The sequence below is a fragment of the Streptomyces sp. P9-2B-2 genome (assembly GCF_030406865.1).
GTDB classification, from domain to species: domain Bacteria; phylum Actinomycetota; class Actinomycetes; order Streptomycetales; family Streptomycetaceae; genus Streptomyces; species Streptomyces platensis.
Genome location: NZ_CP129127.1, coordinates 80,736 through 92,894 on the forward strand (window position 1 = coordinate 80,736; position 12,159 = coordinate 92,894).

The 12,159-nt window shown below is 68.8% G+C and carries 11 protein-coding genes and 3 pseudogenes; 8 read left to right on the plus strand and 6 right to left on the minus strand.

Annotation, left to right across the window (positions count from 1 at the left end):
- Window positions 1–38: 38 nt before the first annotated feature.
- The 3 genes and pseudogenes from QT196_RS38930 to QT196_RS38940 form a co-directional block, all read left to right on the plus strand.
- The gene (locus QT196_RS38930; protein ID WP_290356912.1) at window positions 39–443 is read left to right on the plus strand and encodes a hypothetical protein; all 405 of its coding nucleotides are present in this window, start codon (window positions 39–41) and stop codon (window positions 441–443) included.
- A 238-nt stretch (window positions 444–681) separates the two neighbouring features.
- A pseudogene (locus tag QT196_RS38935) lies at window positions 682–777 on the plus strand (DUF5131 family protein); the annotation flags it as partial.
- 993 nt (window positions 778–1,770) lie between these two features.
- A pseudogene (locus QT196_RS38940) lies at window positions 1,771–2,442 on the plus strand (phage Gp37/Gp68 family protein); the annotation flags it as partial.
- Here the strand turns inward: QT196_RS38940 and QT196_RS38945 are convergent.
- Complete coding sequence (locus QT196_RS38945) at window positions 2,414–3,535, minus strand: three-Cys-motif partner protein TcmP (protein ID WP_290356913.1); 1,122 nt, start codon at window positions 3,533–3,535, stop codon at window positions 2,414–2,416. The pseudogene QT196_RS38940 and the gene QT196_RS38945 overlap by 29 nt on opposite strands.
- A gap of 281 nt (window positions 3,536–3,816) precedes the next feature.
- On the opposite strand from QT196_RS38945, the gene QT196_RS38950 reads away from it, so the two are divergent.
- Window positions 3,817–4,128: a hypothetical protein gene (locus QT196_RS38950; protein WP_290356914.1), complete on the plus strand. Its 312-nt coding sequence runs from the start codon at window positions 3,817–3,819 to the stop codon at window positions 4,126–4,128.
- 70 nt (window positions 4,129–4,198) lie between these two features.
- Window positions 4,199–4,894, plus strand: coding sequence for an alpha/beta hydrolase (locus QT196_RS38955; protein WP_290356915.1), 696 nt, complete (start codon window positions 4,199–4,201; stop codon window positions 4,892–4,894).
- A gap of 250 nt (window positions 4,895–5,144) precedes the next feature.
- Here QT196_RS38955 and QT196_RS38960 read toward each other — a convergent pair whose 3' ends face one another.
- The 4 genes from QT196_RS38960 to QT196_RS38975 form a co-directional block, all read right to left on the minus strand.
- On the minus strand, window positions 5,145–5,966 hold the full coding sequence (locus QT196_RS38960) for an ATP-dependent DNA ligase (protein WP_290356916.1): 822 nt from the start codon (window positions 5,964–5,966) through the stop codon (window positions 5,145–5,147).
- A gap of 32 nt (window positions 5,967–5,998) precedes the next feature.
- Window positions 5,999–6,130, minus strand: coding sequence for a hypothetical protein (locus QT196_RS38965; protein WP_290356917.1), 132 nt, complete (start codon window positions 6,128–6,130; stop codon window positions 5,999–6,001).
- 175 nt (window positions 6,131–6,305) lie between these two features.
- Complete coding sequence (locus QT196_RS38970; protein ID WP_290356918.1) at window positions 6,306–6,512, minus strand: hypothetical protein; 207 nt, start codon at window positions 6,510–6,512, stop codon at window positions 6,306–6,308.
- Window positions 6,513–6,952: 440 nt separating this feature from the next.
- The gene (locus QT196_RS38975; protein WP_290356919.1) at window positions 6,953–7,546 is read right to left on the minus strand and encodes a TetR/AcrR family transcriptional regulator; all 594 of its coding nucleotides are present in this window, start codon (window positions 7,544–7,546) and stop codon (window positions 6,953–6,955) included.
- 115 nt (window positions 7,547–7,661) lie between these two features.
- On the opposite strand from QT196_RS38975, the gene QT196_RS38980 reads away from it, so the two are divergent.
- Window positions 7,662–8,636, plus strand: a complete 975-nt coding sequence (locus tag QT196_RS38980; protein WP_290356920.1) for a zinc-binding dehydrogenase — start codon at window positions 7,662–7,664, stop codon at window positions 8,634–8,636.
- Between the two features lie 402 nt (window positions 8,637–9,038).
- Window positions 9,039–9,218 (plus strand): annotated as a pseudogene (locus QT196_RS38985) (MFS transporter); the annotation flags it as partial.
- Window positions 9,219–9,332: 114 nt separating this feature from the next.
- Here the strand turns inward: QT196_RS38985 and QT196_RS38990 are convergent.
- Window positions 9,333–10,382, minus strand: a complete 1,050-nt coding sequence (locus QT196_RS38990) for a hypothetical protein (protein ID WP_356948510.1) — start codon at window positions 10,380–10,382, stop codon at window positions 9,333–9,335.
- 393 nt (window positions 10,383–10,775) lie between these two features.
- Between QT196_RS38990 and QT196_RS38995 the strand changes: the two genes are divergently transcribed.
- Entirely contained in the window at window positions 10,776–12,029 is a 1,254-nt protein-coding gene (locus tag QT196_RS38995) for a hypothetical protein (protein ID WP_290356921.1), read from the plus strand.
- Window positions 12,030–12,159 lie beyond the last annotated feature (130 nt).

The window sequence follows — 12,159 nt, forward strand, 5'->3', positions numbered from 1 at the left end:
CGAAGCTGATCGCGGCCGCCAACAAGCAGGTGGCCAACGTGAACGTCCGCACCCTGCGCGTCCTGCCGCCCGCGCCCGTGCAGACCGGACCCGCCACGGCGGCTGCCGGCCCGGCCCCACAGCCAGCCGCGCCCGCCGCGCCAGTGGAGCGCCGGACGCCGCCGGCCGGCTACCTGCGCGCGCTCGCCGCCCACCGTGCCAGCCGCACGCCGACGACCGTGGACCCGACGATCCAGGCAGCGGCCGAGCGGCAGACCCGCCAGCAGGCACGCGAACCGGAGGAGCTGTTCGGCGACGGGCAGGCAGTCGTGGAAGAGCGGCGCGAGCGTGCCGCACGGCAGAGGGCGGCAGACACCACCCGGGCACGCGCCCTGAGACGTCTGGCTGATGAGCGGGCTGGCCGAGTCAGCAGCACCCCGCAGCGACTGGAGCGACCGGCATGACGACCGGAGCGACCGGTCCCGCATCCGTCACCGGTCCGAGGCCGGCGCGGGCTCGGATCCGGCGGGCGGGAGCAGCCGCGTGAAGACAGTTCACCTCGGAAGGGAAGGGTTCGCATGTTCGATTTAGGGAGTTCCGTCGTCTGCCCCATGAGCCGGTGGTTGGATGCCGGTATCGGGCAACCGGCAGCAGTCGTTGGACAGTTACCGGTACAGCCGGCGCAGAGTAGAGGGGCGAGCGGTGAGTGACGGCAGCGCGATCGAATGGACCGAGGCCACATGGAACCCGACGACCGGCTGCGACCGGGTGTCGAAAGGGTGCGACAACTGCCTTGCTCCCGAGACACTGGTGCTTTACGCCGATATGACCTGGCGCCCGATCGGCGAAGCAAAAATCGGTGATGTCCTCGTCGGATTCACAGACCTCCCAGGCCCCGGCCGCAACAGGGTCGTCGAGCGGTCTGTCGTCGAACACGTCTGGACCCGAGAAGCTCCCACCGTCGAGCTACAGGTTGGCTCCCGGCGGGTCGTCGCGAGCGACGATCACAAGTGGCTCGCTCAGGTGCGCCCTTGGTGGCGTGAGACGGCCCGACTGAGCCTCGGCACGCGCCTCCGCGTGTTGGGAGATACCGACCGCCGGGCCGCCTGCGAGTCGTCCGATTACCAAGCGGGTTACATTGCAGGCGCGACCCAGGGGGATGGCACCTTCCGCTGGGACCCCGCCTGGCGCTCGGACAAGCTCGGGTATCCGCAGTCCTACTGGCGCATCGCCGTCTTGGCTACGGACCGCCCGATCCTTGATCGACTGGTCCGGTACTTGGCGACCTTTGACGTACCTCTTGAGGTCAAGCCGTTCACGAACAGCGGCCCATCGCCGATGATCAAGGTTGAAACTCGAGCACTGAAGACACTCGCCAAGATCGCTGACGTCTTGGAGGCCCGTTCCTCGGAGGAATGGAAGGCTGGCTGGCTAGCCGGGATGTTCGACACCGACGGCATGTACGACAGGAACCTGCGCATCAGCCAGCGCAAAGACAACGGAGTCCTCGAACGCGTTGAGGCTTACGGCGCTGACCTCGGTTTCACCTTCAAGATCGAGAAGTGGGAGCGGGCCTGTCCGACAGCGCGCCTCACGGGCGACCTCGATACGCGCATCCGGTTCCTCACGGCCATCGCTCCAGCCCTTGAACGAAAGCTCTCCGACTTCTACGGGCGCCTCTTGGAGACCCCCGTAGCTGAAGTGACAGGACTGCAACGGGGGCCTGTCCGCGAGCTCATCGACATTCAAACCTCGACGGGCACATTTATCGCGGAAGGGATCTGCACGCACAACTGTTACGCGCTGACCCTTGCGAAGCGGCTGAAGGCGATGGGGTCAGCGAAATACCAGAGCGACGGCGACCCCCGCACTTCCGGGCCTGGGTTCGATCTAACGCTGCACCCTGACACGCTGCGTGTGCCGTACGGATGGAAGAGTCCGCGCACCGTGTTCGTAAATTCTATGAGCGACTTGTTCCACGCGCGGGTGCCGCTCGACTACGTGCGGCAGGTCTTTGAGGTGATCGCGGATACCCCGCAGCACACCTACCAGCTCCTGACCAAGCGCGCCCGCCGGCTACGACAAGTTGCCGGGCGGCTGGAGTGGCCGGAGAACCTTTGGATGGGCGTCTCAGTGGAGAGCGCGAAGGAGCTGCCCCGGGTTGACGATCTACGTCAAGTCCCGGCGGCTGTGCGGTTCCTGTCGTGCGAACCGCTGCTCGGTCCGCTGGAGGGGCTCGACCTGGAAGGCATCGACTGGGTGATTGCCGGTGGGGAATCCGGGCCCGGGCACCGCCCGCTGGAGGAGGGTTGGGTGACCGGGATCCGGGATGCCTGCGCGGCCGCGCAGGTGGCGTTTTTCTTCAAACAATGGGGTGGACGCACCCCGAAGGCCGGCGGCCGCACACTGCAGGGGCAGACGTGGGACCAGCTGCCTATGACCGCACCGGTGCCGGCAGGCTGACCCTGCTCTTGTTGGTGAGCTTGCCCGGGGACTGCAGCACCACCGCGCCGTCCCCGCGCAGCTCCCGCACCGCTTTGAGGGCGTGCTTGGGCATCCAGCGCGCGGTTTCCCGCAGTAGCCAGTCCCCGATTTCCTCCACCGTGGCCGTCCCGACCCTCAGGCGTTGGGTGACCAGCTCTAGCAGCTCGGGGTCGGAATACTCGGCGAGCTGGCGGAAGGCGAGCTGGCCGTCGGGCTCGGCGCCTCGGGTGCGTGGGTCGTGGAAGCTCTCACCGTCGCGGTCGTCCACCTTCCACATCGCCTCCTTCATCGCTTTGAGGCCAGCGGGGCTGCCCGTGCCGAAGACGAGATAGAGGTGCTTGCCGGTGCGGGGCACCAGCCGGAACTGCAGCTGGAAGCCGAAGCCGGCCCGGCGCAGCGCATCGCGGTAAGTGCGCAGCCACACCCGCCAGCGCTCGTCGGAACGGAGTTCGGCATCGGCCGGCGTCCAAAAGCCGCGGCCGCCAAAGACGGTGTCGAGGGTGTCGGCGTTGAGTTCCTCGCGGCGGCTGAACCAGTTGGGCCCGAAGGTGGTGATGACCTCGCTGGAACGGTTGCGGGCGATCCGCGACATCACCCCGAGAGGGACGTTGACGTTGCCCCAGCTGTCGAAGATCCCCAGAATCGGGTTGCCCCAGGCCCCCAGTTCGTCCAGGACGGCGAGGCTGTCGCGGCCTGCCTCGCCACGGCGGACCTCCACACGTACGGGTAGATCCTTCAGCGGGCCGAAGCATGCTTCGAGCTCGGCGACCAGGTGCGCGTGCCGCGCCCGGTCCTTCTCGATGAAGACGAGGTGGACCCTGCGAGGGCTGAGGTTCATGCGGTCGACCGCGTCGTGGTTCAAGAGGCGGTCGAGGATGAAGACGGGCGAGCCCGGCTCCCTCCCCTCGTAGCGGCCGGGGCCGGCGAAGGCATCCAGCAGCGTCACCCGCGGCCGCGCATAGCCGGTCCTCTGCGACGTCTGCAGCAGGATCGGCCACCAGGCATCCAAATACCGCTGGTAGAGCCGGTGTTTGGCCGCTGTCGCCGGTTCGAGTTTCCACAGCACACCCATGAGCCGCCCCCTTGCCATCAGACCATGACCATTGCCGTGATTGTCCGATGACTCAGCGTGTGTGCACCAGAGGGCGTCGGCCGGACGAACGGCACGTCTCCGATGACCGCCGCTGGGAAGCCTGGCTCGACCCTGCTCACCAGGACCGCACCTCTTGGACGAGATCACCGACGGCTGACGCGACGGTCGGTGCTGCACTGCTGGCGGCCGCGGCTTCGATGGCTTGCTGGGCTGAATGAGTGAGTACGGGTCTCGGTCGGCGCGATATCGTGGAGCGCCTGATGACCGCTGATTTCCATGATCTGGCAGGAGTGCCCCCCGTGGCCGAGGACCCCATCGCACACGGCGAGCTTGATGCGCTGACGCGCCGTACCGAGGCGGTCGAGGACCGTGTCGAGGCGCTGCAGGTACAAACCGGCGGGAATTTCGCTGCGGTCATCGAGGGCCAAGCGGCGCTGCGTCGTGAGGTGCGCGACGGGTTCGCCGCGGTCAACGCCCGCCTCGACTCTCTGGCGGGCGAGGTGCGAACCGGGAACGCGCAGATCCTGGAGCTGCTCTCCCAGCTCGTGGGCAAGAACCCTGACGCCAGCTGACCCATCCCCTCGAACGCAAAAGGCTGCCCGGACCGATCGAAAGGCAGTCAAGGCAGACGTGGAGGTGGCGATGAGGGTCGTGTTCGTGCATGGGGCGTGCGTGCGGGACGGGTCGTGGTGGTGGCACCGCACCGCCGAGCTGCTGCAGGAGCGGGGGGTGCTGAGCGTGGCCCCGGCGCTGCCGAGCTGCGGCGAGGCGGGCCTGCCCGGCGGTGTCGGTGGTCCGGGGCTGCCCGAGGATGTTGCCGCGGTGCGGCAGGTGCTGCAGGCTGGCGACCTGCCGACCGTTGTGGTCGCCCACAGCTACGGCGGTGTCGTCACTGCGGAGGCCGCTGCGGGAATCGGGTCGGTGCGCCACCTGCTGCTGGTCTCCAGCTACCTGCCCGAGGTCGGGCAGAGCCTGTCGGAGTTCGCGGACGGCAGCCCCGCCCCGTTCCTCGACGTCGACCCCGACGCCGGCACGTTCGGGGTTCGCCCCGAGCTGCTCGTGGACACGTTCCTGCAGGACTGCGATCCCGGGGTCCAGGCGCAGGCGGCGGACCACCTCGCCCGGCAGAGCGTGCAGGTGACCGGGCAGCCGGTCGGGGCGGCCGCATGGCAGCAGGTGCCCTCGACGTACCTCGTCTGCGCCCAGGACCGGGGCACCCCGCCGCGGCTGCAACGCGAGTTCGCCCGCCGCGCCGGCAGCGTCGTCGAGCTCGACGCCGGCCACCACCCGTTCCTGTCCCAGCCCGCCGCGGTCCGCGACCTGCTGCTGAGCCTGTAATGGCAGCCGCGGACGAGCCGGGCCGGCGATTCGAGGACCAGGGGTCGTCGTGAGCGCCGAGGAAGAACTTCTGTCGAGGGCCTATACGGCCCACAACGGGCAGGACGTTGAGCTGCGAACACCGTCGAACTGCGCCACCCGCTCCTCCTGCGCCGGTGGCGCGCAGCGCTGGACAAGCTGGCCGGGATGATCGCCCCTGGCCGGGCGTCCAGGCGCGCGCCGCCGCGACCGCCCATCCCGCCCTTGCCGATCACTCCCCGCCGGACAGCGGGGCGTCCTGCGGCGCCATGTCGGCCCGTACCCGCAGCAGTCGGACGGGGTGTCGCCACCGGCCGGCATCCATCGCGGTGTCGGCGCTGACTTCGGCGACCAGATCGGGCTTGGTCAGGTCGGCGGAGAGCGTCTCGCGCGAGCCCCAGCCCGCCGAGAAGGAGCGTCCGTGCCAGGGATGGTCTGCTGCCGCGGGCTTCAGCTGGCCGGCGAGCTGCCTGCCAGCCTGTGCTGACAGTGGGGTGCTGCGGCCGACGTACCGCAGGCGGCCGGAGGCATCGTATCGGCCCAGGAGCACGCCGGTGGGACGGGCCAGTGTGCCGGTGACGCCGCCGATCACGGCTTCCGTGGTGTGCCGGATCCGCAGTTTGCTCCAGGACCTGGCCGCCGGGCGGTAGGGCTGGTTGAGCTTCTTCGCCACGATGCCTTCGAGACCGACGTCGGCCGCCGCCCATTCGCGCATCCAGCGTTCCGCCTCGGCGCGCTCGAGCGTCATCGGGCACAGCGTCCACGGCGGCCTCAGCCCCTCCTCGGCGAAGAGTCGCTCCAGCCTCTCGCGCCGCCGCAGGTACGGCTGCGCCATCAGGTTCTCGCCTGCTACGTGCAACAGGTCGAATACGACGAAGTGGGCGGGGGCTTCGCGGATTTCGCGCGCCACCGCGGCGGCGGTGCGGTTCATGCGACGCTGCAGCCGGTCGAAGGCCAGCCGGCCCTCGTGCCAGACCACCAGCTCGCCATCGAGGAGGACACCGCCCTCGGGCAGGTCGCGTTGCGCGGCCGCCGCGATGTCGCCGAACGCCACCGTCAGCGCGGTGCCCCGTCGCGAGCGCAGTTCTACCTGCGCCCATCGGAGTGCCGGGCGAGCAGGCAGCGGTACCCGTCCCACTTGGCCTCGTACGCCACCCCGGCCGCCGGTAGCACAGTGACCGGCGCCGCCAGCATCGGCTCGGGAACCTGTAGCACCATGCCTGACCGCTACCACCCGGCGGACCTGGTGGCACTGCCCGCCGGGGAAGTCGACCTGGGCAGGTCAATGGGGAAGGCCGCAAGCACGAAGCCGCCCCGTCGACGAGGTCTCGGGGCGTGGCCTTCGTGGCTTGGCCAGCCGCAGGTCAGGCGCGTGCAGGCCGAATGCCCTCCATCAGCATTCCTCGGCAGGGAGCCGTCGGGCCAGGTTCCCGGCCAGGTGCCGGGCTGCGTAGGATCCTGCGCCGTTGCTGGCGCTGAGCAGCTGCAGCAGCTCGATCGTGGCGCGGGCCTCGCGCAAGGTCAGCAGGGGTAGCCGTTTCTCGTCGTAGGCGACGACGCTGTCGACCAGTGCCAGGAGCCGGTCATCGATGTCACTCATGACGGGCACAACTGGCCGTGCTCGGTTCGGTCACGGCACAACGGGAGCAGCGCAGTGCGGAGAGAAGTGAAGGGCATGAGCCGGTCGGCTCATGCCCTTCAGCCCCATCCGCGGGGACGGATGTGATGGACGCACCAGCCCAACGAACGACCGGCCACGACGGTCACGCACGGGCGTTGGCGGTAGTGGTGCTGGAGCTCCGGCGCGTTGTCGGCCCTGTGCTGGCTGAGCAGGGTCGGGGACTGGCGCCGTGGCTGATGCTCCGCTTCCAGTCCCCGGCCCTAATTCGTCGCTGCTCAACAAGGTGTCCTGACCCAGGGCTTCGAAGAGCCCGGGACAGTAGTACCAACGGGTGATGCCTGCTGACACAGGCACTAGTGACAACCGAGTGGGAGATGGGCGGTCTTCGGCCGTGAGGTGGCGCGGCCGCCGGCGGGCCGTTACGCCTCCAGCATGCCGGTGACCAACAGCCGTAGCGACACCGCAAGCCGTTGAGCCTCTCCTTGCCCCAGCAGGCGCACGATCGGCCCGTTCTGCAGAGCGCCGAGCAGGATATGGGCCAGCAACTCGGCGTCCAGGTCAGAGCGTTCCTCGGTGATCAGCTCGCTGATGTGGCCGTGCCAGAACCCGTAGACCGAGTGCTGTTCGCGCGAGTCCTCCTGGGCGTCGCGGGGGGCTGTCGCCGCCTGGCCGAGAGCGGCCAGCAGACCCTTGTTGCGGCCGACCACGTCCACGACCGCGTCGAGGAAGGCCAGCAGCCGCTGCCTGGGCGGGGCTCCCGGGCCCAGCGGCGGGGGGCCGTCCGTGACCGATTCACGCAGGGCGTGGGCTCGTTCCAGCATCAGCTCTCGCATCAGGCCCGCGCGGCTGCCGAAGCGGTGGAACACCGTGCCCTTCCCGACCCCGGCCGCGGCAGCGATGCGCTCCATCGACACCTGCTCCGGAGGGTGCTCGGAGAGGAGGCTCTCAGTGGCCTTCAGGATCGCGTGCCGATTACGTGCCGCGTCGGCGCGTTCACGACGGACTTCCGCCATCAGCTAGCTCCTCATCCAGGACCGCGATCCGTAGACAACTGGACCGACGGTCCAGTACGGTCGAATTGGACCGCCAGTCCAGTTTAGAGCACCCTCTTGTTGAAGGAGATCTGCCATGCGACGAATCCGCTACCACTCCTACGGTGGCCCCGAGGTCCTCACCCTGGAAGAAGTCCCCGTTCCCGTCCCAGAGGCGGGGCAGGTGCTCATCCGGGCCGAAGCGATCGGCGCCAACTTCGTGGACACCCAGCTCCGGCGCGGCATGGCCCAGACCGAGCTCTACCCGCGGCCCTTACCCAGGTCCCTCACCGGCGACGTGGTGGGCACGGTCGAGGCGGTCGGGCCGGACACGGATCCGGCCCTGATCGGACAGCAGGTCGCCACGGCCTCCGAGGACGCGTTCTGCGACCTCATCCTCGCGGACGCACAGTGGCTCGTCCCGGTACCCGACGGGCTCGACGCGGGCACGGCCAGCGCGCTCCCGATGGTGGCACCGGTGGCCCTGGGCGTGCTGCACGCCGGGCGGCTGGCGCCCGGCGAGACCGTACTGGTTCACTCCGCCGCGGGCGCCATCGGCCACCTCGCCGTGCAGCTCGCGAAGGTACTCGGTGCGGGTACGGTCATCGCCACGGCCAGTACGGCCGCCAAGCTGGACTTCGCCCGCGCCCACGGCGCCGACATCGGCGTCAACTACACCGATGAGGACTGGCCGGAGCAGGCCCGCACGGCCGCACCCGGCGGCGTGGACGTCGTCCTCGACGCGGCCGGCGGCAACATCCTGCGCCGCAGCCTGGACCTACTGGCCCCGTACGGACGGCTCGTGACGTATGGAGCCGCGAGCGGAGAGCTCGGCAGCATCCCCGTCACCGACCTGTTCGCCCTGAGGTCCGTCATGGGGTTCTCCCTCATAGCCGCGCATGCGGCCGACGCCGAGCGCGCCGTGAAGGACCTGGCTGAACTTACCGAGTACGCGGCCCAGGGGTTGCTACGCACAGCGGTCCACGCCCGGCTGCCGCTGACCGAGACCACCGAGGTGCACCGGCTGCTGGAGAGCCGTGCACAGCTGGGCCGCATACTGGTCGTCCCGTAGAACGGCCGGGCCGGTCCGAACGCTCGTTGCTACGGCTGACAAACAGCGAGTGCCAAGCTCAGCTCCACACCGGCGCGCATCAGGGAAGTCCGAGTGCTCTCGCGTACCGCCGGCACCATCCCCCACATTCGAACATGCCCTGCGGAAGATCACGGAAGGCGAGCCTGTCACCGTCGTCGAGTACGAGCCGTCGCCGCGCCCAGCCGTCTCCTCGAGGGTCGGCATCTGGCCGTAGAAGTCCAGCACGTCTCGACGGGGTGGCCGCCCGCTCTGGTGCCGGGATGAGCGGCCCTCCCGTCAGGTGCGCGATGGCGGCACCTGACGCTGTAGAGCCCGCCGCCCCACGCCGAGGGGCCTTCCGGGCCGTGCAGCTCTCAGGCCCAGGACAACGTCCCACCCTTCGTGCACGGCCCCCTGGCTCTGCTCGCGCTCGCGATCTCAGCCTCCGGAATCGGCACCACGGAATTCGTGATGATGGGCCTGCTGCCCAACGTCGCGGATGATCTGGGCACTTCCCTGCTCGCTTCCGGCTACCTCGGCGTCGTCATCGGCGTCCCGCTCCTGACCGCCCTCGACTCCCGCGCATCCCGTGCAAGCGGGTGCTGATCGGAGAGGCCCACCAGGCGGACGAAGACGAGGACGTCATTCGGCTCTCGCCGGCCGGTGACCGGGCCCGGGCGGTCTACGAGTCCGGCCTCAGCGGGTGGGCAGCGGGGATTTCTCCGGTAGAACGATCCCATCGGATTGGGCGGTCTTCCCCGGTCGTAGTGTCCACGGCACGGGTGCAGTATCGGTCAGCCATTCGTTCACCAGGAGCCGGCGCACAATGAAGGTTCGCAGGCTCCGTGGCAGCTCCCAGCCCAGTCCGGTGCACAACTGCTGGTAAGACGGGCCATGGCCGTGCTCCGCGCGGAACGCAACGGTGTACTGCGCTGCCAGCGGGCCGCGGTCGGGGTGTTCCCCCTTCCAGGCGCCGTATGCCTCCCGAACATACCGCGGTGACGGAATAACGGAGGCGTTGGCTGTGAAGGCGCCCGCCACCTGATCGAGAGACAGCGCGCACACGGAGCAGCTCTCGACCGCCTCGACATGCCGCCGCAGGGCCGGAGCAGCCTTGCTCTTCCACTGCGTCCACTCAGCCGTGCTGATCTGCGGCCGCTCGAGGGTGCGGCTCGGTGTCTTTGTCGCCGCGGCCTCCTCGGGCTCGGCGGGGTCTCGGAGCATGCCGGCGAAGTGCCGCATCTCTGGGGCGAGTCGGTAGAAGCCCCCGGAGTGTTCGGTGATGAACTTCTTGTTCAGCAGTTCGGGGAGAGCGGCGCGGCAGGCTTCGGGCAGGTCGTCGGGGAGGTTCCCATGGAGCTTGGAGGAACTGTGCGCAGCCAGGAATAGCGCTGCGAGTCGTGTGGGCGGCAGGGTCTTCTTGACCGGTTTCGAGGTCAGTGTGCGCGTGGTCCACCCAGAAACCCGGGAGCGTGTTTGCTTGCCGAACGGCAGTGGGTGCTGCGTCTCAGCGGCGAGGGCAGGCACTGTCACCGGGACAGGGGTCTCCGGGTCTCCGTCGAGCAGCGGGTCAGGAATCTGCCATTCCAGGCCGCGGAGAGCGGCAACGGCTTGGGCTGGGTCTGAGAGCCTCAGCGACCGGAGGTCTATGCCCGTGATGTTGCCGACTCCGCCTCGCGCGGCCCTGATGGCCACAACGACCGCGAGTAGCTGGGAATCGGGGGAGGGCAGCGGAAGTGCGGCCACGTACGACAGGAGAGTGCGTGCCGCCTGACCTTGCTGGGTCGTGAGCAGGAATGGCAGCGGAGTGGGGGCGGTGGCGATAGCAGGCGTTGACACAGCACACCTAACGCCGCATTACGGTCAGTGTCACTCTTCCCTGCGCCGTCCGTGCCCCTGACTGCTGCACAGGCGGAATTGATGAGTCGGCCGGCCCGATGGCGGCGCGCTGCTGTGTGATCGAGGTGCCGGGACGGGGGAGTTCGGCGGGATCTCCGTGCCGGGCAATGGATACGGGTCAGAACCCGTCGTGAGTACCTCGAGGAGGCGGGAAGTGGAAACCGCAGGTACGCAGCCAGACGGGTTGAGATCATGGTGGGAGGGGCAGATCGTGATCACGGCGCTGGGGAAGGGGCGGGGATGGACGACAGCAGCACGGTGCGCGCGGTCGTGTTCGACCACAAGGCGGTCCTGCGAGCCGGGCGCGCTTACGACGGGATCGCCGATCTCCTTCAGTGGCTCGACGAACACGGCATCTCCTTCGTGCTGCTCACCAGCAATCCGGTCGATGCCGAAGCCGCCATGATGGCGGCCGGCCTGCCCGCTCCCGCCCTCCACCTGTCCCGCGACGACATTCCCGGCGCGCCGGCCCGCGGCAGCGGTGTCTGGCTGGAGACGGTCGCCGACTGCCTCAAGCTCCGTACGAACCAGATCATGCTCGTCGGCACCTCGGAGTGGGACTGGCGCACGGGCATCAACGCTGGCGTCGTTCATGTCCTCGCCCGCTGGGCCAACTACGTCCGCGACGGCAAGGGCATGATCACCCTGTCGGCCGCCGAGCCGGCGGACGTCGGTGAGCTCTTGGAGCACTTCTTCCTGGACGAGCCCCGCTGGGCCTTCGCCCGTGACGATGCCCGCGCCTTTAAGATCCGCTCACTGCTTACCCCCAACGTCCGCTTCCCGCAGACCCGTGGGACCTTCCAGCTCCAGGACGTCTTCACCCGGGGGCAGACCATCTCCGTCGGCAACCAGGATGCCCGCGACATCCTGATGCTGCGCCTGCTGGCCTCCGCCTACCTCGACGGCGCACTGCCCCACCGCAGCCTCTTCTGCGTCTACCCCAGCAGCTCGCCGGGCCGGGTCAGCGCGCAGCTCGCCGGGTTCCTCACCAACGCCAAGGTGATGGTCGGCTCCCGCTACATGGAGGACCTCCTGGAGCGCGTCACCCAAGCCCCGGACACCAGCCTGGAGCGGGTGAAGATGAACAGGGGCCAGGTGAGCACGGCGGACATCTCCATAGCTGCCCAGGCCCGCACTGTCCGGGTCAACCCGAGGTACCGGGGGAGGCTGACGGGCAAGACAGTGATCGTCTTCGACGATTTCACCACCGAGGGAAAGTCGATCGAGTGGGCGCGCATCCTCCTGAGCAAAGCCGGAGCAGCGCAGGTCATCGCCTTGACGGTCGGCAAGTACGGCTCCCGCCACACCAACTACGCGTTGCGCCCCACGACCTCGAACGACTCCGGCGTCGCGATCGACCCATACACGGTCAGTAACCTCTCGGCTGCCGACTTCGTGTCCACGGTCTTCTCAGGAACCTATGGTCCGGGCCCGGAGGATTCCCTGACGGCCGCCATGGCTCACTTCGCGGCCGCCGCACAGAACACCGACTGAGTCTGCACCTCATCCGGTATACCGCCTCGCCAGCACCCTTCGGGCCCGCCCACGGCTCCCGTACGCCATGATGGAAGTGGCCCGAGACACCGCTTCATCCTTCGAACATCCCGGGGCCACGAGTAGAAGG

Bases quoted from the DNA above. Each gene is read 5' to 3' on its own strand.
- QT196_RS38975 (WP_290356919.1), bottom strand. From the start codon at position 7,546: ATGGCGGAAGTCCGTCGTGAACGCGCCGACGCGGCACGTAATCGGCAC.
- QT196_RS38955 (WP_290356915.1), top strand. From the start codon at position 4,199: ATGAGGGTCGTGTTCGTGCATGGGGCGTGCGTGCGGGACGGGTCGTGG.
- QT196_RS38970 (WP_290356918.1), bottom strand. From the start codon at position 6,512: ATGAGTGACATCGATGACCGGCTCCTGGCACTGGTCGACAGCGTCGTC.
- QT196_RS38965 (WP_290356917.1), bottom strand. From the start codon at position 6,130: ATGGTGCTACAGGTTCCCGAGCCGATGCTGGCGGCGCCGGTCACTGTG.
- QT196_RS38995 (WP_290356921.1), top strand. From the start codon at position 10,776: ATGGACGACAGCAGCACGGTGCGCGCGGTCGTGTTCGACCACAAGGCG.
- QT196_RS38945 (WP_290356913.1), bottom strand. From the start codon at position 3,535: ATGGGTGTGCTGTGGAAACTCGAACCGGCGACAGCGGCCAAACACCGG.
- QT196_RS38980 (WP_290356920.1), top strand. From the start codon at position 7,662: ATGCGACGAATCCGCTACCACTCCTACGGTGGCCCCGAGGTCCTCACC.
- QT196_RS38950 (WP_290356914.1), top strand. From the start codon at position 3,817: ATGACCGCTGATTTCCATGATCTGGCAGGAGTGCCCCCCGTGGCCGAG.